Source organism: Nonomuraea rubra (genome assembly GCF_014207985.1).
Lineage (GTDB): Bacteria > Actinomycetota > Actinomycetes > Streptosporangiales > Streptosporangiaceae > Nonomuraea > Nonomuraea rubra.
In genome coordinates this window covers 11,057,672-11,079,808 of sequence record NZ_JACHMI010000001.1, presented here as the reverse complement: position 1 = coordinate 11,079,808, position 22,137 = coordinate 11,057,672, and the positions used below count along the sequence as shown (strand labels likewise).

General features: G+C 72.3%; 17 protein-coding genes. 10 read left to right on the top strand and 7 right to left on the bottom strand.

Going from position 1 to position 22,137, the window contains the following annotated elements:
• Nucleotides 1-130: 130 nt before the first annotated feature.
• Nucleotides 131-1,756, bottom strand: a complete 1,626-nt coding sequence (locus HD593_RS50475; protein WP_312904330.1) for a hypothetical protein — start codon at nucleotides 1,754-1,756, stop codon at nucleotides 131-133.
• 383 nt (nucleotides 1,757-2,139) lie between these two features.
• Between HD593_RS50475 and HD593_RS50470 the strand changes: the two genes are divergently transcribed.
• The 3 genes from HD593_RS50470 to HD593_RS50460 all read left to right on the top strand — a co-directional run bounded on the left by HD593_RS50470 (nucleotide 2,140) and on the right by HD593_RS50460 (nucleotide 6,334).
• Entirely contained in the window at nucleotides 2,140-4,233 is a 2,094-nt protein-coding gene (locus tag HD593_RS50470) for a glycosyltransferase family 39 protein (RefSeq protein ID WP_185109993.1), read from the top strand.
• A gap of 104 nt (nucleotides 4,234-4,337) precedes the next feature.
• Nucleotides 4,338-5,267: a glycosyltransferase family 2 protein gene (locus tag HD593_RS50465; RefSeq protein WP_185109992.1), complete on the top strand. Its 930-nt coding sequence runs from the start codon at nucleotides 4,338-4,340 to the stop codon at nucleotides 5,265-5,267.
• Nucleotides 5,268-5,269: 2 nt separating this feature from the next.
• Complete coding sequence (locus HD593_RS50460; RefSeq protein WP_185109991.1) at nucleotides 5,270-6,334, top strand: glycosyltransferase family 4 protein; 1,065 nt, start codon at nucleotides 5,270-5,272, stop codon at nucleotides 6,332-6,334.
• Here the strand turns inward: HD593_RS50460 and HD593_RS50455 are convergent.
• From HD593_RS50455 to HD593_RS50445, 3 genes are read right to left on the bottom strand one after another with little or no spacing between them, the layout of a single operon-like run.
• Nucleotides 6,235-7,212, bottom strand: a complete 978-nt coding sequence (locus HD593_RS50455) for a lysylphosphatidylglycerol synthase transmembrane domain-containing protein (protein ID WP_185109990.1) — start codon at nucleotides 7,210-7,212, stop codon at nucleotides 6,235-6,237. The two genes, HD593_RS50460 and HD593_RS50455, sit on opposite strands and share 100 nt — an antisense overlap.
• 9 nt (nucleotides 7,213-7,221) lie before the next feature.
• Nucleotides 7,222-8,304 carry a TFIIB-type zinc ribbon-containing protein gene (locus HD593_RS50450; protein ID WP_185109989.1) on the bottom strand — a complete coding sequence of 361 codons (1,083 nt, stop codon included), beginning with the start codon at nucleotides 8,302-8,304 and terminating at the stop codon, nucleotides 7,222-7,224.
• Between the two features lie 8 nt (nucleotides 8,305-8,312).
• Entirely contained in the window at nucleotides 8,313-9,395 is a 1,083-nt protein-coding gene (locus HD593_RS50445) for an SPFH domain-containing protein (RefSeq protein WP_185109988.1), read from the bottom strand.
• Nucleotides 9,396-9,501: 106 nt separating this feature from the next.
• On the opposite strand from HD593_RS50445, the gene HD593_RS50440 reads away from it, so the two are divergent.
• The 7 genes from HD593_RS50440 (at nucleotide 9,502) to HD593_RS50410 (ending at nucleotide 18,987) form a co-directional block, all read left to right on the top strand.
• Nucleotides 9,502-10,329 carry a class I SAM-dependent methyltransferase gene (locus HD593_RS50440; protein ID WP_185109987.1) on the top strand — a complete coding sequence of 276 codons (828 nt, stop codon included), beginning with the start codon at nucleotides 9,502-9,504 and terminating at the stop codon, nucleotides 10,327-10,329.
• A complete protein-coding gene (locus HD593_RS50435) occupies nucleotides 10,326-11,309 on the top strand; it encodes a lysylphosphatidylglycerol synthase domain-containing protein (RefSeq protein ID WP_312904329.1) in 984 nt (327 codons plus the stop codon). Before HD593_RS50440 ends, HD593_RS50435 begins: the two co-directional genes overlap by 4 nt.
• Nucleotides 11,310-11,402: 93 nt before the next feature.
• Nucleotides 11,403-12,518, top strand: a complete 1,116-nt coding sequence (locus tag HD593_RS50430; RefSeq protein WP_185109986.1) for a glycosyltransferase family 4 protein — start codon at nucleotides 11,403-11,405, stop codon at nucleotides 12,516-12,518.
• A gap of 32 nt (nucleotides 12,519-12,550) precedes the next feature.
• Nucleotides 12,551-13,630 (top strand): mannose-1-phosphate guanylyltransferase, encoded by a 1,080-nt coding sequence (manB, locus tag HD593_RS50425; RefSeq protein ID WP_246547169.1) that lies wholly within the window; start codon nucleotides 12,551-12,553, stop codon nucleotides 13,628-13,630.
• Between the two features lie 34 nt (nucleotides 13,631-13,664).
• Nucleotides 13,665-14,558, top strand: a complete 894-nt coding sequence (locus tag HD593_RS50420; protein ID WP_185112626.1) for a DNA-3-methyladenine glycosylase family protein — start codon at nucleotides 13,665-13,667, stop codon at nucleotides 14,556-14,558.
• A 49-nt stretch (nucleotides 14,559-14,607) separates the two neighbouring features.
• Complete coding sequence (locus HD593_RS50415) at nucleotides 14,608-17,154, top strand: bifunctional FO biosynthesis protein CofGH (RefSeq protein ID WP_185109984.1); 2,547 nt, start codon at nucleotides 14,608-14,610, stop codon at nucleotides 17,152-17,154.
• An 84-nt stretch (nucleotides 17,155-17,238) separates the two neighbouring features.
• On the top strand, nucleotides 17,239-18,987 hold the full coding sequence (locus HD593_RS50410) for a substrate-binding and VWA domain-containing protein (RefSeq protein ID WP_312904328.1): 1,749 nt from the start codon (nucleotides 17,239-17,241) through the stop codon (nucleotides 18,985-18,987).
• Between the two features lie 42 nt (nucleotides 18,988-19,029).
• Here the strand turns inward: HD593_RS50410 and HD593_RS50405 are convergent, their stop codons facing one another.
• From HD593_RS50405 to cofD, 3 genes are all read right to left on the bottom strand, one after another.
• On the bottom strand, nucleotides 19,030-19,767 hold the full coding sequence (locus tag HD593_RS50405) for a lytic polysaccharide monooxygenase (RefSeq protein ID WP_185109983.1): 738 nt from the start codon (nucleotides 19,765-19,767) through the stop codon (nucleotides 19,030-19,032).
• A 79-nt stretch (nucleotides 19,768-19,846) separates the two neighbouring features.
• Nucleotides 19,847-21,112, bottom strand: coding sequence for a coenzyme F420-0:L-glutamate ligase (locus tag HD593_RS50400; protein ID WP_185109982.1), 1,266 nt, complete (start codon nucleotides 21,110-21,112; stop codon nucleotides 19,847-19,849).
• Nucleotides 21,109-22,047 (bottom strand): 2-phospho-L-lactate transferase, encoded by a 939-nt coding sequence (cofD, locus tag HD593_RS62835; RefSeq protein ID WP_185109981.1) that lies wholly within the window; start codon nucleotides 22,045-22,047, stop codon nucleotides 21,109-21,111. Before cofD ends, HD593_RS50400 begins: the two co-directional genes overlap by 4 nt.
• Nucleotides 22,048-22,137: the final 90 nt, after the last annotated feature.

Below are 22,137 nucleotides of genomic sequence, written 5' to 3'. Positions count from 1 at the left end.
TAGCCTCACTCCTTGCGCCGCCGGATAGGTCGCTCCGCGCCACGAGACTAGGTCACGTACGGCGTGCCCCGAGCCATGATCGCGGGGAACGGCCGTGACCCGGACGTGATGTTTCCGCGGCAAAGCATACTCAGAGCTGGACATTGGGTGGAATATCATCGCCAAACTCTTTCGCCCTCGAATCGCCACCGGACTGTCGCGGCAGGCCACGCCCGAGGCTCTGGGCCGCCGCCAGACAGGCCAGGGGCACGGCCGGCAGCACGTACCGGTAGTCGAACTCGGCGGCCGCGGCCGGTGTGATCAGCAGCACAACGGCCACCGACCAGGGCACCAGCCAGGCCGGACCCGCCACGAGGCGCCGTCCATGACGCCTGCGGGCGATCGCCGCCACCGGTGGCACGAGCAAGATGCCCAGGAGCACCGGGCCGGGCAGGCGCACCATGCTCTGGTAGGCGCGCAACCACCCGGCGAAGGGCTCCACGATCTCCGTGCCGATCGCACCCTGCTCGTAGAGCTTGGCATACTCGGCGCCGACCTGCGCGGGATAGCGCCCAGGAGGCCCCGGCGCGGTCGCCGGGAACTGGTAGTAGCCGTAGATCTCGGCGTCGGGGTAGATCGGCCTGTCCCAGGTGAACGAGCGGGCCAGCTCCTCCAGCACGGAGGCGGCGTAGTCGAGGGGCTGCGTGCTGATCGCCAGCATCGCGAACCTGGCCGCCAGGTCGTCGTTCTCCTTCGAGAACGTGATCCCCGGCCGCAGCACCAGCGGGGCGTCCTTGGCCCAGATGTACTCCTGGGAGGGAGGCCGGCGCTCCGGTGGGCGGGGGTCGCACAGGACCTTCAGGTCGGGCGGGGGGTCCATCCTGGCGCAGTCGGCGAAGGACATGGTGCGGGCGTACAGGAAGACGCCGTTCGCGCCCACCAGGCCGACGCGCTGGTAGGTGACGTAGAACCAGGCGCCGTACGCGACGATCGGAACCAGCGCGGCGGCCAGCAGCACGGCCGCCGGCCTGAACCGGATGGCCTGCCTGATCCGGGTGGCCGGCCCGATCGGTCCGTCCGCCATCCCGAGCGGCCCGTCTGGCGGGCTGAGCCGGTGGCGCAGTGCGAACCAGGCCGCCAGCACCACGATCAGCGGCTGGCCGACCGTCCTGGTGAGCGTGGCGCCCGCCAGCAGCAGGCCGATCGCGGCGATGGTCGCCGTCCGGCGCGTGGCGCACAGCGCCACGGCGGCGACCACCAGGAACATGAACAGCGTGTCGGAGACGAGCAGGTGCTCCAGCTCGATCTGGTACGCGTCCAGCAGCACCGGCACCGTGGCCAGCGTCGCCGCCCACCTGGGAGCCCGGCGGGCGGCCCGGTAGATCAGGATGCCGGTGGCCAGGCCGAGCAGGTGCTGGACCGCCGTGACCGCGCCGAACGCGTGCAGCGGCTCCAGCAGCTTCAGGAGCATCGAGTAGCCGGCCGGGCGCACGAGGTCGGGGCGGGGTTTGAAGACGGTGACGATGTAGGTGTAGGAGTCGGGGAACCACAGGGCGGGGCGGTAGCCGAGCATGGCCAGGACCCGCAGGACGGCGCCGAGGGCCAGCACGGCCAGGAACCAGCGGTGCCTGAGCGCCCACTGCCTCGGCGCGCCGCCGCCCGGCGCGCCGCTGCCCGCTGCAGTGCCGTACGGCGCGGCGCTGTCCGGCGCGGTCCCGTTCGGTGCGGCGCTGCTCCGTGAGCGGCGGGCCGTGGTGGGCTTCAGGGCGCGTGTCACGGGGGCCAGGAGCTGTGCCAGGCGGCGACGCGGATCGCGTGGCAGGCGCCGCCGGCCGCGGCCGGTCCTCGTGGGCTCCCCATCGCGAGCCTCCGGCCTCACCGCATGTCCTCCCGCTTCTCCGGCACGTCCGTACGCTACCGGCGATCGCGAGCCCGCCGCGCCGGGGCTCGCCTCGACCTGCGCGGGGGCAGCGCCGCACGCCGCTCTGGGCCGTCTCGCGGCCCGACCCGCCTGCGCGAGTGCGGCGTCGCGCGCTGTGGCCTCCCGCGCGCTGTGGCCTCCCGCGCGCTGTGGCGTCCCGTGCGGACTGCGGTGCCGAGGGCGGGTGGAAGCGGTGTGCGGGCGGAGGGCGCGCCAGGGTTGGATACGCTCGCTCTCCGATGGAACTCGATCGACCCGGCCGGGTGCTCGCCACGCTGTCCGTGCTGCCCGCGCTGGCCGTGGCGGGCTGGTTGCTGGCGGGCCTGCCGTTGCTGCTGCTCGGCCGGTTCGCGCCGCTGCCCGCCACGCTGCTCGGGCTCCCGCTGGCGGCACTGCTGTGCTGGGCGGGCACGCGGAAGCTGGGCGAGAGCCATGCCCCCGACGAAACGCCGAGCGGCGGCGCGGTGCGTGGCGGCGGGGCGCAGGTGATGGTGGCGCGTACGGCCGGGAGTGTTCTCGGGCGGGTCAGGGCCGCTACGTGGCAGGTGGCGGGCGTCGTCGGGGTGGCCGTCGCCTCGGGTGTGTTCAACGCGATCATGCACAGCGAGCAGATCGCCGTCAGGCGCGACCCCGCCACCTACACGCAGTACGCCGCCTGGATCGCCACCCACGGCGGATTGCCCATCCCCACCCAGACCGAGGCGTTCGGCGGGCCGGACCCGGCGCTGGTGTTCGAGAGCGTCGGGTTCTACGCCGTGGACGGCGGGGTGGTGCCGCAGTTCATGCCGGGCCCGCCGATGTTGTTCGCGATCGGCCACTGGCTGGGAGTCCCGTACCTGGTGCCGGCCGTGCTGGGGGCGCTGGCCGTGCTGACCGTGGCCGGGGTGGTGGCGCGGCTGGCCGGGGTCAGGTGGGCGGTGGTGGGGGCGGCGGCCTTCGCCGTGAGCCTGCCGATTCTGTACACCTCGCGCACCACGTTCAGCGAGATCCCGTCGCTGATCCTGCTGTTCGGCGGCCTGGCGCTGGCCTACGACGCGCTCGCCCGCCGGGAGCGCGGCAGGGCGCTGCTGGCCGGGCTGGTGTTCGGGCTGGCCGTGCTGGTCAGGGTGGACGGGCTGCGGGACGTGCTGCCGGTGCTGGCGTTCGCGGGGCTGCTGCTCGCGATGCGGCGCCTGCGCAGGCCGGAGGGGACGGTGGGGCCGCCGCTGCTGGCGGGGCTGGTGGCCGGGGCCGGGGTGGGGATGCTGGCGGCGTACCTGCTGGCCCGTCCCTACCTTTCCTATCTGTCCGGTTCGGTGCGGCCGTTGCTGTTCGTCTGCGCCGGCGTCCTCGTGCTCATCGCGGCCGGAACGGCCGCGGCGCCCGCGCTCGCGCGGTTCCGCCTGCCGAGCTGGGTGCCGAGGACGGGTGCGGTGCTGGTCGTGCTGCTGATGGCGGCCCTGTACGCGCGCCCCTGGGTGCAGACCGTCACCCGTATCCCCGTCACCGACGACGACCGCCGCACGGCCGAGATGATCATGCAGATCCAGCGGGCGAACGGCCTGCCCATCGACGGCACCAGGCTCTACTTCGAGAACTCCCTGCACTGGGTGGTCTGGTACGTCGGCGCCCCCGCCGTCCTGCTGGCCACGATCGCCGCCGCCCTGCTCGTCCGGAGGCTGCTGCGCGACGGCTCGTCGTTCGGGTGGCTGTTGCCGCTCGCGGTCGTGGGCTGGACGACCGTCACCACGCTGCTGCGTCCCGAGATCACCCCGGACCACCCCTGGGCCGCCCGCCGCCTGGTCCCCGTCGTGATCCCGGGCATGATCCTGCTCGCCACGTACGGCCTGGCCAGGCTGCGCCGCCTCACGGACCGGCACGGGCCGAAGGTGCTGAAGTGGGGGATGGCGGTGGGCGTGGTGCTCGTCCTCGTGCCCCCGGCGGTGACCTCGATCGGGACGGCGTTCACGCCGGTCGAGCGGGGGGAGGCGGCGGCGGTCGAGGCGATGTGCGCGAGGATCCCGGCGAACGCCTCGGTGCTGATCGTGGAGCGGGTCACGGGTGACCGGTTCGTCCAGGTCGTCCGCGGCATGTGCGGCAGACCGGCCGCGGAGGTGGACAGGAAGGGCTCCGGCGACGTCGCGCCCGAGGCCGAGGTGCGGCGGCTGGTCGAGCGGGTGCGCGCGGCGGGCCGGGTGCCGGTCGTGCTGGGTGCCGAGCCGGGGCAGGTCTCGCCGTACGGCACGGCGTCGCAGGTCCTGGGGCTGGTCACGCGCCAGGACGAGCGCTCGCTCACCGAGGCGCCGAACGGCACCTGGACCCTGCGGATGAACGTGTGGATGGCGGTCGCGTGACCGGCCCGGGATGAGCCAGACTGGTAGGAAGATCCGGGAATCGGGAGTTCCCGCTGGCCCGATGTGGACTCGCCTCCCGGCTGGGCAGAGTACCCTCGACCCCCGTGAGCACGCTTGAGACCCCCAAGAGTGGAACCGCCGTGGATGAAGCGCCGTACGTCACGATCGTCCTGCCCTGCTACAACGAGCAGGATCACGTCCTCGACGAGGTGGAGCGCATCACCAAGGCGATGGACTCGAGCGGCTACACCTACGAGCTCGTCGCCGTCGACGACTGCTCGACCGACGCCACCCTGGCCAAGCTGCAGGAGGCCGCACCCGGCTACCCGCACCTGCGCATCCGGGCCTTCCACCGCAACGGCGGCGCCGGCACCGTGCGGCGCATCGGCTCGCAGGAGGCCAGGGGCGAGATCGTCGTCTGGACCGACGCCGACATGTCCTACGCCAACGAGCGCATCCCCGAGCTGGTGCAGATCCTGGAGAAGGACTCGACCATCGACATGGTGGTCGGCGCCCGCACCAGCGAGGAGGGCTCGCACAAGTTCCTGCGGGTGCCGGCCAAGTTCGTGATCCGCAAGGTGGCCGAGATGCTGGCCGGGCAGAAGATCCCCGACCTCAACTCGGGGCTGCGGGCCTTCCGCAAGTCGGTGGCCAAGCCCTACCTGCGGCTGCTGCCTCCCGGGTTCTCCTGCGTGACGACGATCACGCTGTCGTTCCTGTCGAACCAGCACGATGTCTACTACCTGCCGACCGAGTACGCCAAGCGGGCCGGCAAGTCGAAGTTCAGCTTCGTCTCCGACGCCTACCGCTACATCCTCCAGGTGCTGCGGATGATCATGTACTTCAACCCGCTCAAGGTGCTCATGCCGCCCGCGTTGTGGCTGGTGGCCATCGGGTTCGTGAAGGGCGTGTGGGACATGATCCAGCACCCGTTCTACTTCCCGGCCAACACTGTCATGATCTTCCTGTCCGGGTTGCTGATCGGGTCCGTGGCGTTGCTCGCCGACCTGATCGTGCGCTCGCGGGGAGAGTGACGTTGCGGATCGCGATCGTCGGCCCGACCTATCCGTACAAGGGGGGCGGGGCGCAGCACACCACCGAGCTGGCGCACCGCCTGGCGGGGCTGGGCCACGACGTGGTGATCGAGTCGTGGCGCGCGCAGTATCCGTCGTTCCTCTACCCGGGGCAGCAGACGATCGACGCGCCCGAGGGCACGCCCTACCCGAAGGCCGTGCGGCGGCTCGACTGGCGGCGGCCCGACGGGTGGGTGGCGGCCGGGCGGCGGCTGCGGTCGGCCGACCTGGTGGTGCTGGCGGTGCTGAGCCCGGTGCAGGTCCCCGCCTACCTGGGCATCCTCTACGGGATCGGGCGGAAGACCCGCACCGTCGCCCTGTGCCACAACGTGCTGCCGCACGAGCGCAAGCCGTACGACGAGCCGCTGATGAAGGCCCTGCTCAAGCGGGTGGACGGCGTGCTGGCCCACTCCGAGCCGCAGGCCGCGCTGGCCCGCGGGCTCGCGGCGAAGCCGGTGAGCGTGGCGGGGCTGCCGCCGCACCTGCCCTCCTCCTCCGGTGACAAGCCCGCCGGGGTGGTGCACCGCAGGCTGCTGTTCTTCGGCATCGTGCGGCCGTACAAGGGGCTCGACCTGCTGCTGCGCGCGCTGCCCGAGGGCATCGGGCTGACCGTGGCGGGCGAGTTCTGGGGCGGGCTCGACGAGACGAAGGCGCTGATCGGGGAGCTGGGCCTGGGCGACCGGGTGGAGCTGCGGCCGGGGTACGTCGCGGCCGAGGAGGTGCCGGAGCTGTTCGCCGCGGCCGACGCGCTCGTGCTGCCCTACCGCAACGCCACGGCCAGCCAGAACGTCTGGCTCGCGCACGAGCACGGCGTGCCCGTGATCGCCACCCGCGTCGGCGCGCTGGCCGACCACGTCACCGACGGCGTGGACGGGCTGCTGGTCGAGCCGGGTGACGCCGGGGCGCTGCGCGCGGCGATCGAGCGGTTCTACGCCTCCGGCGAGCCGGAGAGGTTGCGGTCGGGGGTCAAGGCGGTCGATCCCGAGCCGTTCTGGTCGGCGTACGCGACGGCGCTGCTCGGCGCCTGAGCGCCGGGCACGGGCTTGCGGCCGAGCACGAACGAGATGCCCGCGGCCGCCGCGTCGGCCAGCGTGAACGCCAGCCGCGACACGATCGCCACCGCGAGCGCGGCGGGCGTGCCGACGATCGGCCCGAGGACGAGCACCAGCGCGCCCTCCCTGACGCCGACCCCGGCGGGCACCACCACGGTCAGGATCCCGGTCGCCCAGGCGAACGCGTAGGCCCCTGTCGCCACCACGTACAGGTCGGGACGGCCGGCGACCAGCCAGATGTGCAGGCCGTACACGAGCCAGCCGAGCGCCGTCCACGCCACCGCGACCACCACCGTGCGGCCGGGCAGCACGCTCTCCAGCGGCTCCCTGCGCGCGATGCGCAGCGCCAGGTTGAGACCCCAGGTGAGCACCTTGGGGTGCAGGCAGACGATGATCACCGGCACGAGCAGCACGAAGTACCAGGCCTGCCGCACCGCCTCCAGCGTGAACAGCGTGGTGGCGGCGATGGAGATGGCCACCCCGAGGTTGATCACCAGCCCGAGTGAGATCGTCGCGAACGTGCGCCGCGGCGGGCTCCCGTGATCGCGCCCGAGGTCCATCATCGCCGCGTACGCCCACACCGCGCCGGGGATGTACTTCCCGAGCTGCCCCACGAACATGATCCGCCCGGCGATCCGCACCGGCACCCGCGTGCCCAGCCCCGCCAGGATCTCCCGCCAGGCCAGCAGCATGAAGAACTGGCCGACCAGCACGGCCACGAACGACCCGAGCACCGCCCACGGCGACATCGCGGCCAGCGCGGTGGTGGTCTCGTCCCAGTTGGCGGCCAGCCCGTAGCCCAGGAAACCGATCGCGACCAGGGCGAGGAGGACACGCAGCAGGCGGCGGAGCATTGGCTCAGGTTACGCGCGGTTCTCCAGGTAAATCCAGCAGCCGATCGTGGCGACGACCGCCAGCGCCGCCAGCACCGCCATCGCGATCTTGACCGCGCTGTACGGCCGGTCGCCCTGGACCTCGCCGTTCGCCCCGTTGATCAGCACCTGGTACGTCTTCCCGCCGAACAGGTAGCTGCCGATCCAGACCGGCAGCAGCACCAGCTTGAACGTGACCTGCGAGTAGTGCGTGTCCACCGTGTGCACGCGCTGCACGTCGCCCCCGATGTCGCGGCGGCAGTCGCCCTGGATGACCTCGGCCATGACCTGCTTGGCCTGCTCCAGGCCCGCCTGCGGCTCGGTGTCGTAACGCAGGCTGTGGTGGCCGGCCACGTAACGGGCGTCGAACGGCAGCGCCTGCTCCAGCGGCCAGGGCTGCAACGCCTTCAGCCGCTCTCCGGGGACCTGCCCCGTGGCGCCGACCAGCACGTCGTCGAAGCCGCGCCGTACCTGGCCGCTCGCCGGGTACCAGCGGGTGCGCCGCTCGCGGCGGGTCTGCTTGTTGCCGTTCGCGTCGGTGTGGGTGGTGGTGACGTAGTAGTGCTCGCCGCGCTGGCCGGTGTAGTCGGAGGCGGTCTGCGCGTCGAACGTCCAGTGCGGCAGGTACGTGCTCTTCATCGTCTCCGCCTCGGTGACCGTCTTGAGGCGGTTCGGGGCGAACCAGCGGGTCTTCACCCAGCCGCGCAGCGCCTGCCTGGCGCCGCCGCGGTCGAGGGCGAACGGGAGCACGGCCTCAGGGGCGATCTGGCTGTCGTTCGCCAGGTCGGCGACCAGGGGAGTGCCGCAGAACTGGCACGCCCTGGACAGCGCGTCGCTCTCGGTGCGGGCGCCGCAGCCCGGGCAGGAGAACCGGTTCCGCGCCAGGGCCTGGACGCGCGGCTTGGCGGACAGGAAGGCGTCGTAGGAGTGCTCGCGGATCGCCACCGCCGGGGCGGCGATCCGCTGCTCCAGGCCGCAGTACGGGCAGCGCAGGAGGGCCGTGCCCGGAGCGAACGCCACGCTCGCGCCGCAGCCCTGGCAGGGGTGGGCGGGGGTCCGGGTGGGGGAGGTCATGGGGGGTCCTAGGCGGGTGGCAGCGGGGGCGGGGTGCCGCCCAGGAGGGAGGCCAGCTCGGGCACGTCGCGGGCCGGCAGCCACTGGGGCATGCCGGCCTTCCACACCAGCACGTCCGGGGTCAGGCCGGCGGCGGGCAACGACGGCTCGTCGAACGGCCCGCGCTGCTCACCGCCCACGCCGAGGAACCACCGGTCGGGCTGAGGAAGCGGCGGCGGCCCGGCGTGTGAGGTCAAGGGGGGTTGGGGTTGCGGGGTCAGGGCGGCGGCCAGGTGCTGGCCGGCGGCGATGCCCATGCCGAGGCCCATGCCGTCGGCGGCGCCGCCCGCGTTCTCCAGCGCGCCGGCCGCCTGGAACCGCGCGTAGTCCCCGAGATCGCTGACGAGACCCATCTGGGACCGCTTGTCCAGCGCCTGCTCCACCTCGGGCGGCAGCGAGATGTTCTCGATCGTGAAGGTCGGGATCGCCAGCCCCACCCCGGCCAGGTCGTCCGTCAGCGCCCGCGCCAGCCGCTGCCCCATCTCGTGCTGCCCCGCGGCCAGCTCCAGCAGCGGCACCCCGGCCGTGGCCAGCGCGGAGGCGAGCCGCCCCACGACGAGCTGCCGCAGGTACCCCTCCACCTCCTCGGTACGGAACTGCGCGTCCGTCCCCGCCAGCTCCCGCAGCAGCGCCGGGCCGTCGGTCACCCTGACCGCGTACGCGCCGAACGCCCGCAGGCGGACGGGCCCGAACTCGGGGTCCCGCACCATGACGGGGTTCTGCGTCCCCCACTTGAAGTCGGCGAACTGGCGGGTGCTGACGAAGTACACCTCGGCCTTGAACGGCGAGTCGAAGCCGTACTTCCAGCCCTTCAGCGTGGACAGGACCGGTAGGTTGGCGGTCTCCAGCGTGTACGTCCCCGGCGCGAACGCGTCGGCGATCCGCCCCTCGTTGACGAACACCGCGACCTGGGACTCGCGCACCACGAGCCGCGCACCCATCTTGATCTCGTTGTCGTGCCGGGGGAATCGCCAGACGAGGGTGTCGCGGCTGTCGTCGAGCCATTCGACGATGTCGATGAACTCGCCGCGGATGTTGTCGAACAGCGCCACTTCTTCCCCATCCGTCCGTGTCTCACCAGGGTCGGCCACCGTACCAAAGCCCGTTTGACGTCCGATTGGCGTGCGAGCCCGCATGGGGTCGGTACGGTGGGGAACCGTGGTGAAGCAACGAGTCGCGCAGCTCGAATACTCGGAGTTCCAGTCCGCCATGCTCGACGAGGCGAAGCGCAGGCGGAAGGCCGCGAAGATCATCGCGGTGCTGGAGCACTTCCACGGGCCGCTCGGCGGGCTGACCGTCGGCGACGTGGGCTGCTCGGCCGGGTTCATCGCCGACGAGCTGGCGCAGGCCGGGGCCAAGCACACGCTGGGCATCGACATCGACGTGCCGGGGCTGCGCAAGGCGGCCGACCGGTTCGGCGAGCGGGTGGCGTTCGTCTGCGGCGACGGCACGGCGCTGCCGTTCCCCGACGGCTCGATCGACGTGCTGGTGTTCAACCACATCTACGAGCACGTGGTCGACCCCGACGCGGTGGTGGCGGAGATGCGCCGGGTGCTGTCCGACGACGGGGTGCTCTACCTCGGGCTCGGCAATCGGCTCGGGGTCATGGAGCCGCACTACAAGCTGCCGTTCCTGTCGTACCTGCCGCCTGCGCTGGCCGACCGCTACGTGCGGGCGTTCGGGCGGGCCGACCACTACTACGAGCGGTTCAGGACGCGGCGCGGGCTGCGCAGGATGTTGCGGGCCTTCCACGTGTGGGACTACACCCTGCCCGTGCTGGCCACGCCGACCAGGTTCGCGGGGGGCGAGCTGTTCCCCGGGGTGGTGGGGAAGGTGGTCAGCACGGTGCTGTCGCGGATGCCGCGCGAGGTGCTGAGGCTCCTGCTGCCGGTCGTGCCGACCTACCTGTGGGTGGCCACCAAGACCCCGCGCCGCCCGGCGGGCGCGCGGCTGCCGCAGCCGCCCGAGCGGGTGCGCCCCCTGTGAGCACCGACCCAGCAGCCGACCCAGCCGCCGACCCAGCAGCCGATCCCGCAGCCGATCCGGTCGCCGCGGACGACGGCCCCGGGAGCCCTGCCGCCGAGGGGGTGCCGCGGCGGCGATCGGTGGGTCGCCGGCTGGTGAGGTACGGCTTTCTGGCCGTCGCGCTCGGCTTCGGCGGCTGGGCGGTGGCCAGGGAGTGGGACGCGGTGGTGGCCGGGTTCGCCAGGCTGTCGTGGGCGGCGCTGGCCGGCTCGCTGGTCGCGGTGGTCGCGGCGCTGCTCGGAGCCATGCTGACCTGGCGCACCCTGCTGGCCGACCTGGGCTCGCCGCTGCCCCCGCGCCCGGCGGCCAAGGTCTTCTTCGTGGGCCAGCTCGGCAAGTACATCCCCGGCGCCGTCTGGCCCGTGCTCGCGCAGATGGAGATGGGCCGCGACCTCGGCGTGCCGCGCCCGCGCAGCGCGGCGGCGTTCTTCCTGATGATGCCCATCCAGCTCGCCACCGGCCTGCTGGTCACGCTCGTCACGCTGGGCTGGAACCGGTACGGCTGGCTGCTGCTGTTCGTCCCGCTGCTGCTCGTCCTGCTCGAACCCAAGGTGATCAACGCCGTCATCGGCTACGCCCTGCGCCGCCTCCGTCGCGAGCCCCTCGAACGCCCGCTGACCAGGCGCGGCATGCTGACCGCGCTCGGCTGGGCACTGGCCGGCTGGCTCGCCTACGGCGTGCACCTGTACTTCGTCGCCCCCCAGGGCGGCCTGCTCTTCGCCGTCGGGGCGTTCGCGCTGTCGTGGTGCCTGGGCATCCTGACCTTCGTGATCCCGGCGGGCGCGGGAGTCAGGGAGCTTGCCATGGTTGCGGTGCTCGCGCCCCATCTCGACTCGGGCGCCGCAATTGCGGTGGCCCTTTCCTCCCGCATTGTCATCATCATGGGGGATCTGATCTGCGCGGGCTTGGCGGGAATTGCGGCGCGTCGCGACTCGGTGTGATTTGGCCCACGATTTAGGGGAGGCTGGTCATAAGCTGAATTTCAGAGGGGGACGCCCGGTCCCACGTTGATCTTGAGGGGAGAAGATCTTCGTATGCCTCGAGTGCTCGTCGATGCGGCGGCGGTCCCCGCGGACCGCGGCGCGTTGATCAGATATGTGGACGGGCTCGTGGCCGCGCTCGATCGGGCCGGTGCGGATCTGTCCGTGGTCTGCCAGCGTGCCGAAGCGGAGCGATACCGCCGCCTCGCGCCCACGGCCCAGGTGCTTCCCGGGCCCGTCGCGATCACCAACAGGGCCGCCAGGCTGGCCTGGGAGCAGACAGGGCTCCCGTTACTGGCCCGCCACGCCGGCGCGGACGTCATCCACGCTCCCTACTACTCCATCCCGCTCAGCTCGGGCCTGCCGACCGTCGTGACGGTGCACGACGCGACCTGGTTCACCGAGCCCGACAGCCACACCCCGCGTGCCGCGTTCTTCCGCTCGGCCACGCGCACCGCCGTACGCCATGCCCAGCGGGTCATCGTGCCGTCCAAGGCGACGCGCGACGAGCTGGTGCGCGTGCTGGCCGCCGATCCCACCCGCATCGACGTCGCCTACCACGGCGTGGACCTGGCGCAGTTCCACCCGCCGAGCGAGGAGGAGATCCGCAGGGCGGCCATGAGGTGCGGGCTGCACGGCCAGCCGTACGTGGCCTTCCTGGGCGCGCTCGACCCCCGCAAGAACGTTCCGAACCTCATCCGCGGCTTCGCCGCCGCCGTGAAGCGGCTGGAGAAGCCGCCGGCGCTGGTGCTCGGCGGCGGGGTGCACGAGGACGACGTGGACGCCGCCTGCCGGGAGGTCGAGGCCACGGTGAGGGTCATCAGGCCCGGCTACCTGCGCGCGCCCGACCTGCCCGGGTTCCTGGGCGGGGCGCTGGTGGTGGCCTTCCCCTCGCGCGGCGAGGGGTTCGGGCTGCCGGTGCTGGAGGCCATGGCCTGCGGTGCGCCGGTCCTGACCACCCACCGCACCTCGCTGCCGGAGGTGGGCGGCGACGCGGTGGCCTACACTGAGCCGGACGCCGGCAGCATCGCCGCGGCGCTGGGTCACCTGCTGGCCTCGCCGGAGCGCAGGAAGCAGCTGCAGGAGGCGGGGCTGGCCAGAGCTCGCGAGTTCACCTGGGACGCCTCGGCGGAGGCGCATCTCAGCTCTTATCAACGCGCGATCGAATAGTTCGGTAACCTCACGGAGTGATGGAGAGCTCTTTGCCAGACCTCGAGGCGATCCTCCTGGTCGGGGGGCAGGGCACGCGCCTGCGTCCGCTGACACTGGGCACGCCCAAGCCGCTGCTGCAGACCGCCGGGGTGCCGTTCCTGGCCCACCAACTGGCGCGCGCCCGATCTTTCGGCGTGCGCCGGATCGTGTTCGCCACCTCCTACAAGGCGTCCATGTTCGAGCCGGCCTTCGGTGACGGGGCGGCGTTCGGGCTCTCGCTCGTCTACATGACGGAGGAGACGCCGCTGGGCACCGGCGGCGCGATCCGCAACGCCGCCGAGGCGCTCACGGCCGGCCCCGGCGACCCGGTGCTGATCCTCAACGGGGACATCCTCTCTGGTCACGACATCGGCGAGCAGGTGCGCGTGCACCGCGCGAAGCAGGCCGCTGTAACGCTCCATCTGACGGAAGTGGATGATCCCTCCCGGTTCGGCTGCGTGCCGACCGACGAGGCGGGGCGCGTGACGGCGTTCCTGGAGAAGACCCCCAACCCCGTGACGAACCGGATCAACGCCGGCTGCTACGTCTTCACCCGGTCCGTGATCGACTCGATCCCGCGCGACGAGGTCGTGTCGGTCGAGCGCGAGACGTTCCCCGGGCTGATCGAGTCGGGCGAGCTCGTGCTGGGCTACGCCGACCGCACCTACTGGCTCGACGTCGGCACCCCGACCGCGTACGTGCAGGGCTCCCGCGACCTGGTGCTCGGCAAGCTGTCCTCGCCCGCGCTGCCCGGCCCCACGGGCGAGTACCTCCAGCTCGAAGGGGCCCGGATCTCGCCCGAGGCCAAGGTCCAGGGCGGCACGGCCGTCGGCGCGCGCGCCGTCGTCGAGGCGGGAGCCTCGGTGGTGGGTTCGGTGCTGAGCGACGACTGCGTCGTCGAGGCCGGGGCCACGGTGACGGATTCCGTGGTGGGCCAGGGCGCCCGGGTCTGCGCCGGCACGGTGGTGCGCGACGCGGTGATCGGCGACGGCGCCATCGTGCGGCCGGGCAACGAGCTGCAGAACGGCGTGCGCATCTGGCCGGGGATCGAGCTGCCCGAGCGCGCGCTGCGCTACTCCAGCGACGTCTGACCCACCCGGGAGGGCGGGGCAGACTGGACGGGTGATGGAGCGCAGGTGGGAGCCGGAAGGGCCGCTGGACGTGGGGCTGGCGTTGCAGCCGCACAAGCGCGGCGGCGGCGATCCCACCTGGCGCCGGACCCCCGACGGCGCCGTGTGGCGCACGTCCAGGACTCCTGACGGCCCCTGCACGCTCAGCGTCCGCGTCAAGGCGGGTCGCGTGCACGGGCAGGCGTGGGGGCCGGGGGCCGGCTGGGCGCTGGAGACGCTGCCGGCGCTGCTGGGCGCCGAGGACGACCCGTCCGGGTTCAGCGTCAGGCACGAGGTGCTGGCCGAGGCCGCCAGGAGGCATCCCGGCCTGCGCATCGGGCGTACGGGGCGGGTGATGGAGGCCCTGGTGCCCGCCGTGCTGGAGCAGAAGGTGGTCGGGCAGGAGGCGTGGCGGGCCTGGCGGTGGCTGCTCGGCCGGTACGGCGAGCCCGCTCCCGGCCCCGCCCCCGAGGGTATGCGGGTGGTGCCCGAGCCGGCGGTGTGGCGGCAGATCCCGTCCTGGCACTGGCACCGGTCGGGCGCCGAGGCCGTGCGCGCCCGTACGATCGCCACCGCTGCCTGGCACGCCGACAAGCTGGAGGCCGCCGCGACCACGCAGGAGCTCGACCGGCTGCTGCGCGCGCTGCCGGGGATCGGGGTGTGGACCTCGGCGGAGGTGCGCCAGCGGGCGTTCGGCGACCCCGACGCGGTCAGCGTCGGCGACTTCCACCTGGCCAAGCTCGTCGGCTACGCCCTGACCGGGGAGAAGACCGACGATCCCGGCATGATGCGGCTGCTGGAGCCGTACACCGGGCACCGGCACCGCGCCACGGTGCTGGTCTGGCTCAGCGGCCTGCGCCCGCCGGCCAGGGGGCCCAGGATGCCCGTGCGCGACTACCGGTCGTTCTGAGCGGGCCCTGGGTGCGTACGGTGAACTCAGCCCGTCGTACTGTGCCTGTATGAGTTCTGACTCCGCGCTCCGCCGCGCCCTCGCCCGTGCCAGGGACGGCAAGACGCTCGACGTGACCGAGGCGACCGTGCTCCTGCACGCCAGGGACGGGCACCTCGACACGCTTCTCGAACACGCCTCCCGGGTGCGCGACGCCGGTCTGCGGGCCGCCGGTCGCGAGGGGATCATCACGTACAGCAGGAAGGTGTTCATCCCGTTGACCCGGCTGTGCCGGGACCGCTGTGGCTATTGCACGTTCGCGACGGCGCCGCACAAGCTGCCCGCGCCGTTCCTGAGCCCTGACGAGGTGCTGGACATCGCCCGGCAGGGGGCGGCGATGGGGTGCAAGGAGGCGCTGTTCACGCTGGGCGACCGGCCGGAGGACCGCTGGCACCAGGCCAGGGAGTGGCTGGACGCGCACGGTTATGACGACACGCTGTCCTACGTGCGGGCGATGGCGATCAGGGTGCTGGAGGAGACCGGGTTGCTGCCGCATCTCAACCCGGGGGTGCTGAGCTGGCGGGACTTCCAGCGGCTCAAGCCGGTCGCGCCGTCGATGGGGATGATGCTGGAGACGACGTCGCGGCGGTTGTTCGAGGAGAAGGGGCAGCCGCACTACGGCTCGCCTGACAAGGACCCCGCCGTGCGGCTGCGCGTGCTGGAGGACGCCGGCCGGACGAACGTGCCGTTCACGACCGGCATCCTGATCGGCATCGGCGAGACCGTCGAGGACCGGGCCGAGTCCATCTTCGCGATCCGCAGGGTGGCCAGGGAGTACGGCGGCATCCAGGAAGTGATCGTGCAGAATTTCCGCGCCAAGCCCGACACCGCCATGCGCGGCCTGCCGGACGCCGACCTCCAGGAGCTGGCCGCCACGATCGCGGTGGCCCGCCTGGTGCTCGGCCCCCGCGTGCGCCTCCAGGCGCCGCCCAACCTGGTGGACTCCGAGTACGAGCTGATGATCAGGGCCGGCATCGACGACTGGGGCGGCGTGTCGCCGCTCACGCCCGACCACGTCAACCCGGAGCGGCCGTGGCCGCAGATCGAGGACCTCGCCGCTCGTACCGGCGAGTCCGGGTTCCGGCTCAGGGAACGCCTGACGATCTACCCGGAGTACGTGCTGGCGGGGGAGCCCTGGCTGGACCCGCGCCTGATCGCCCACGTCTCCGCCCTGGCCGACCCGGCCACCGGCCTGGCCCGCGAGGACGCCGTGCTGGAGGGCCGCCCCTGGCAGGAGCCCGACGGCGGATTCGCCGCGTCCGGCCGGGTGGACCTGCACGTCGAGGTGGACACCACGGGCCGCACCAACGACCGCCGCGACGACTTCGACCACGTCTACGGCGACTGGGACGCCCTGCGCGAGCGCCTGGGCACCACGGCCGCCGCCACCTCCAGCGACGTGCGGCAGGCGCTGAAGCGGGCCGAGGCCGACCCGGCGGGCCTGACGGACGCCGAGGCCGTGGCGCTGCTCGGCGCCGACGGCGAGGCGCTGGACGAACTGGCCGCCATCGCCGACGCGCTGCGGAAGGAGGCCGCGGGCGACGACGTCACCTACGTCGTCAACCGGAACATCAACTTCACCAACGTCTGCTACACCGGCTGCCGCTTCTGCGCCTTCGCCCAGCGCAGGACGGACGCGGACGCGTACACGCTGAGCGTCGAGCAGGTCGCCGACCGGGCCGAGGAGGCGTGGGCGGCCGGCGCGACCGAGGTGTGCATGCAGGGCGGCATCCACCCCGACCTGCCCGGCAGCGCGTACTTCGACATCGCCAGGGCCGTGAAGGCCAGGACACCGGGCATGCACGTGCACGCGTTCTCCCCGATGGAGGTCATCAACGGCGCTTCGCGGATGAACCTGTCGATCCGCGACTGGCTGGAGGCCGCCAAGGAGGCGGGCGTGGACTCGCTGCCCGGCACGGCGGCCGAGATCCTCGACGACGATGTGCGCTGGGTGCTGACCAAGGGCAAGCTGCCGGCCAAGGAGTGGATCGAGGTCATCACCACGGCCCACCGGGTCGGCATCCCCACCACCTCGACCATGATGTACGGGCACGTGGACAACCACCTGCACTGGGTCAGGCACATCAAGCTGATCAGGAAGCTGCAGGAGGAGACGGGCGGCTTCTCGGAGTTCGTGCTGCTGCCGTTCGTGCACACCAGCGCCCCGATCTACCTGGCGGGCGTGGCCAGGCCGGGGCCGACCGCGCAGGAGAACAGGGCCGTGCACGCCCTGGCCAGGATCCTCCTGCACGGCGCGATCGGGAACATCCAGTGCTCCTGGGTCAAGCTCCAGGACGACCTGTGCCACCAGGTGCTCCAGGGCGGGGTGAACGACCTCGGCGGCACGCTGATGGAGGAGACCATCAGCAGGATGGCCGGGTCGGAGAACGGCTCGTACAAGACGATCAGCGAGCTGCGCGCGATGGTCGAGGTCACCGGCAGGCCGGTCCGGCAGCGCACCACCGAGTACGGCGTGCCGGACGAGGAGCGGCTGGCGGCCTCGGCGGCCAGCGACGGGGTCTGCCAGAGCGTCAGGAGGGTGCTGCCGCTAGCCTAGTTGTAACGTGTTCTAACAAGGGCTTGCGCTCGCCCTGTGAGGCGCTGGGAGAATCATCACTCCCCTGGGAGAGAGGTTTTCACCGTGCGGTTGGGTCGGCACCGCGCCGCGCTGTCCCCCGAGCAGCGACGGAGGAAGGCGTTCCGGCGCGGCATGCTGGCAGGGCTGACGGCCGTGGCCATCGTCGCGGCCGGCCTCGTCGTGGTCTTCGGCGGCGGCGGGGTGCTGTGCAGCACACGAGAGCCTGTTCTGGTCGACGTGGCCGCCGCGGTGGACGTGGCCCCGGCGGTCATGGAGGCGGCGGGCCGGTTCAACGAGACGAAGACGGCCGTGGGCGGCCGGTGCGTGCTGGTCCAGGTGACCGAGCAGCCGCCGGCCACGGTCCTGCGCACGCTGATCGGCGACCGGGCGGGCGTGCTGGCCGAGCGGCCCGACGGCTGGATCGCCGACTCCTCGGCCTGGATCAGGCTGGCCCGCCAGCAGGGCGCCAGCTCGCTCCCCGCGGGGGAGAGCGTGGTGGCGACCTCGCCGCTCGTCTTCGCCACCCGGGCGTCGCTGGCCCAGCGCTTCTCGGTGGGGCAGACGGAGATGAACTGGCGGATGGTCTTCCCCTCGACCGTACGCGGGCGGCTGACGCCCAACGCGGACGAGCCGGACGTCGTACGGGTGCCCGACCCCTCCCTGGCCGGGGCGGGCATCGCCACCGTGGCCGCCGCCAGGGACGTCGTCGGCACCGGGCCGGACGCCGACAAGGCGCTGACCGCGTTCGTCCGCTGGGCCCAGGCCGGGTCCGCGCCCGACTACCGCAGCATGCTGGCCGCCGTGGACGACCACACGTTCTGGCAGCGGCCCGTCGTCATCGTGCCCGAGCAGTCGGTGTGGCACCACAACCTGCGGCCGTCCGCCGACCCGGTCGTGGCGCTGCACCCGCGCGAGGGCACGATCAGCCTCGACTACCCGTACGTCGTCACCGCCGCCGACCCCGACGTCGCCGAGGCCTCCACCGTCTTCGCCGGCTGGCTGAAGGGCGCGCAGGCGCAGGAGATCGTCCGGCGGGCCGGCTTCCGGTCGGGCGATGGCACGCAGGGCCCGATCTCGCCCGGCCCGCAGATCCCCGCCGCCGCCCCGAAGACCAGGTCGTCGGTGTCGCCGCAGGACATCGACGAGGCGCTGCGCGCGTGGAGCCGGCTCGCCCCGCCGACCAACATCCTCGTGCTGGCCGACACCTCCAAGCACATGGCCGAGCCGCTGAACGGCAGGACCCGGGTGAGCGTGGCGCTCGACGCGGCCAAGATCGGGCTCCAGCTCTTCCCCGACTCCACCCACATGGGGCTGTGGGAGTTCGCCGACGGTGCGGGCGGGATCAGGGACTACCGGCAGCACGTCGGGCTCGGGCCGATCAACGAGCCCGAGACGGGTCAGGTGATCCGGAGGAGCCGGCTCGACCAGCTGACCAGCACGATCACCGCCCATCCGAAGCGGGACAGCTCCCTGTACGACGCGATCCTCAGCGGGTTCCGCAGGGTGAGCAGCGACTACCGGGAGGAGATGAACAACGCCCTCCTGGTGATCACGGCGGGGCGGGACGACGGCAAGGGCACCGACCTGGCGCAGCTGCTCGACCGCCTGCGGCGGGAGTGGAACCCGGACCGGCCCGTGCAGATCATCGTGATCGCGTTCGGCAAGGGGGTGGACCGGGCCGGCCTGTCGCAGATCACGGCCGCCACGAACGGGTCCCTGCACGAGGCCGAGGAGCCGGGGGAGATCATCGACGTCTTCCTGGCGGCCCTGGCCCGCCGCCTGTGCCACCCCACCTGCAAGCCGCCGGCGTAGCGGGCCGGCCGCCGCGAGGTGGTCGCGACGGCCGGCCAGGGGTCACGCGCGGGCCCAGAGGGCGGGCACGTTCGGCGGCTCCCAGCCCGCGAGGGCGGTGTGCGCCTGGAGGCACCGGTAGGTGGCGCCGTTGTAGGTGACGGTGTTGCCGGCGGCGTAGGCCGTGCCGGCTCTCCAGGTGCCGGACGGCGTGGTCGCCGTCGGGGTCGGCGTCGGAGTGGGGGTCGGCGTGACGGTCGGGGTGGGCGTCGGGGTCGGGTTGCCGCCACCGCCGCCGATGTTCAGGTCGACGCAGGAGTAGAAGGCGTTGGCCGTGTCCGAGATGTTCCAGATGGCCAGGACCTTCTGCCTGCCCGAGTAGCCGGAGAAGTTCACCGTGTGCGAGATCGTCTGCGGCGGCTGCTGGCCGTTGCCGTTGAACACGGCCACCCGGTTGTTGCCGATGTAGTACTCGTAGTTCAGCGTCGCGTGCCTGGCGGTGAACGTCCAGGTGAACGTCACCGAGGTGCCCACCGAGGCGACGGGCCAGGGCTTGCTCTCGTCGCTGAGCTGCGCGAACTGGCCGAGGTTGGCGTGGCAGCTACGCAGCCCCTTCGGGCCTTCCACGCTCTGCGGCTCGTAGATGATGTTGCCGCAGTTGGAGACCTTGCCCTGGGCGCAGTTCGCCTGGCGGGAGGGTGGCGTGAGCACGTAGCCGTGCGCGAACGCCGGGGTGGTGTTGAACACCGTGGTGGCGACCGCGATCACCACCACGGCGACTAACGTGAGCGTCCTTCTCATGAAGTTGCTCCTTCACATGGGGGGATGGCCCCAATGTAAAGGAAAGTTTCCTAACGGTAAACGCCCTGTTGACCGCCTGTCAGCGCGTGACGATGAAGTCGGCGGGGTCGCGCGGCGCCCGGTCGCGCGGCGGCGCGGCGGCATGACCGACGGCCACGCAGCCCATCGGATCCCACGAATCGGGCAGGTCGAGCACCTCGCGGACGACCGGGCGGCAGAACATCGTGGACGACACCCACGCCGAGCCGAGCCCCTCCACGGCGAGCTGGATCAGGAAGTTCTCCACCCCGGCGCCCGTCGCCACGATGAACATCTCCCGCTCCGAGGCGTTGCGCCGATCGTCCCTGTAGGTGTGCGAGCCCTCCATCACCAGGCACGGCACCACCAGGTAAGGGGCGTTGCGCAGCACGTCGCCCCGCTTGACCCGCTTGGCGATCGACTGCTCGGAGAACCCGTCGCCGCGCAGGTCGGCGATCCACGCCTCGCGCATCGCGTCGAGCAGCTTCGTCCTGGTCTGCGGCGACTCCAGCAGCACGAACCGCCACGGCGTCGTGTGGTGCGGCGCCGGCGCCGCGATGCCGGCCGCGACCGCCCTGCGCACCGCCTCCGGATCGACCGGCCGCTCGGAGAACTCCCTGATCGTACGGCGGGCGAACACCACGTCCCGCGACCCGTAACGGAACAGGTCGTCGTCGGCCGGCCGCACCAGCGGCCGGACCCCCGGCCCGTCGTCCTCGGTCACCAGGTGCGCCAGCCCGCGCACGATCGCCACGGGGACCCCGGCGAGCTTGCCCTTGACCAGCTCCGCCGCGCTCGCGATCTCGTCGGCCAGGGCCGTGACCGTGGCGCTGAGCTGGTTGCCGTAGGAGTCGGACGCGCCACGGTAGTCGTCGAGCGGCCGCACGCCGGCCACGCCGATGGCCACGTCGGTCAGCCCGTTGCGCCACGGCCGCCCGAACGTGTCGGACACGATCACCCCGACGCGCCCGCCCAGGCCCGCCCTGATGCGCCTGGCCGAGGCGTCGGAGTCCTCCGGGAGGAGCAGCACGGTGCCCTGCTCGGTGTTGGAGGCGTCGACCCCGGCGGCGGCCATGACGAAGCCGTGCCTGGTTTGGGAGATCACGGTGTCGCCGCGCCTGGCGACCACGCGCTCGGTCTCCTCCAGGATGGCCTGGGTGCGATCGGGTGCCTGACGCAGCCGGCCCTCGGCCTTGCTCACGATCTTGGAGGTGATCACGACGATGTCGCCGTCACGCAGCTCGGCGCCGGCGAGCAGCGCAGCGAGGTCGTCGCCCTGCCGCACCTCCCCGATACCGGTCACCGGGATCACTTCGACACGAGTCACTGGGCGAGCTCCTGGGCCAGGTCGAGGGCCGCGCGCGCGATGCCGGCCGCGGCCTGGGCGTCGTGCATGAGGATCGGGCGGGCGAGCACGCGCACGCCGTCGAGCGCCACCCCGGCGTCCTCCTCGGCCACCAGCCAGCCGTCGATCAGCTCAGGGCCGTACAGCTCCAGCACCGCCTGCGCGGTCGTCTCCACCCCGATCGCCGTCAGGCAGGCGTCGGCCATGCCCCGCACCGGCGCGCCCCCGATGATCGGGGAGACGCCCACCACGGTCTTGGGCAGCAGGGCCTCGCGGATGCCGGGGACCTGGAGGATCGTGCCGATGCTCACGACCGGGTTCGACGGCGGCAGGATCACCACGTCGGCCTGCTCGATGGCCTCCAGCACGCCGGGGGCCGGCTTGGCGGTGTCGACCCCGACCAGCGCGAACGACTGGGCGGGCACGGAGGCGCGCAGGCGTACCCACCACTCCTGGAAGTGGATCGCGCGCTTGCCGCGCTCGTCCTCGATCACGACGTGCGTCTCGCAGCGGTCGTCGCTCATCGGCAGCAGCCGCACGCCGGGCTGCCAGCGGGCGCAGAGCGCCTGCGTGATCTGCGAGAGCGGGTAGCCGGCCTCCAGCATCTGCGAGCGCACGATGTGGGTGGCGAAGTCGCGGTCGCCCAGCCCGAACCACTGCGGCTCGACGCCGTACGCGGCCAGCTCCTCCTTGACGACGTGGCTCTCCTTGGCCCGGCCCCAGCCCTGCTCCTCGTCGATGCCGTTGCCCAGGGTGTACATCACGGTGTCGAGGTCGGGGCAGACCCGCAGGCCGTACAGGGTGATGTCGTCGCCGGTGTTGCCGATGACGGTGATCGAGGCGTCGGGTGCGGTGGCGCGCAGCCCCCTGAGGAAGCGGGCGCCGCCGATGCCGCCGGCTAGTGACACGATGTGCATGCGGCCCAGTCTTCCATCGGGCTCTGACAGCGCCGTCTTGGGACTGGTTTTCAGCCTTTTGTCATCGGTGTACTGGCAGGTATTGGGCGA

Coding starts and splice junctions, on each gene's coding strand:
- HD593_RS50450 (WP_185109989.1), bottom strand. CDS start 8,304: ATGACCTCCCCCACCCGGACCCCCGCCCACCCCTGCCAGGGCTGCGGC.
- HD593_RS50455 (WP_185109990.1), bottom strand. CDS start 7,212: ATGCTCCGCCGCCTGCTGCGTGTCCTCCTCGCCCTGGTCGCGATCGGT.
- HD593_RS50430 (WP_185109986.1), top strand. CDS start 11,403: ATGCCTCGAGTGCTCGTCGATGCGGCGGCGGTCCCCGCGGACCGCGGC.
- HD593_RS50470 (WP_185109993.1), top strand. CDS start 2,140: ATGGAACTCGATCGACCCGGCCGGGTGCTCGCCACGCTGTCCGTGCTG.
- HD593_RS50405 (WP_185109983.1), bottom strand. CDS start 19,767: ATGAGAAGGACGCTCACGTTAGTCGCCGTGGTGGTGATCGCGGTCGCC.
- HD593_RS50420 (WP_185112626.1), top strand. CDS start 13,665: ATGGAGCGCAGGTGGGAGCCGGAAGGGCCGCTGGACGTGGGGCTGGCG.
- HD593_RS50415 (WP_185109984.1), top strand. CDS start 14,608: ATGAGTTCTGACTCCGCGCTCCGCCGCGCCCTCGCCCGTGCCAGGGAC.
- cofD (WP_185109981.1), bottom strand. CDS start 22,047: ATGCACATCGTGTCACTAGCCGGCGGCATCGGCGGCGCCCGCTTCCTC.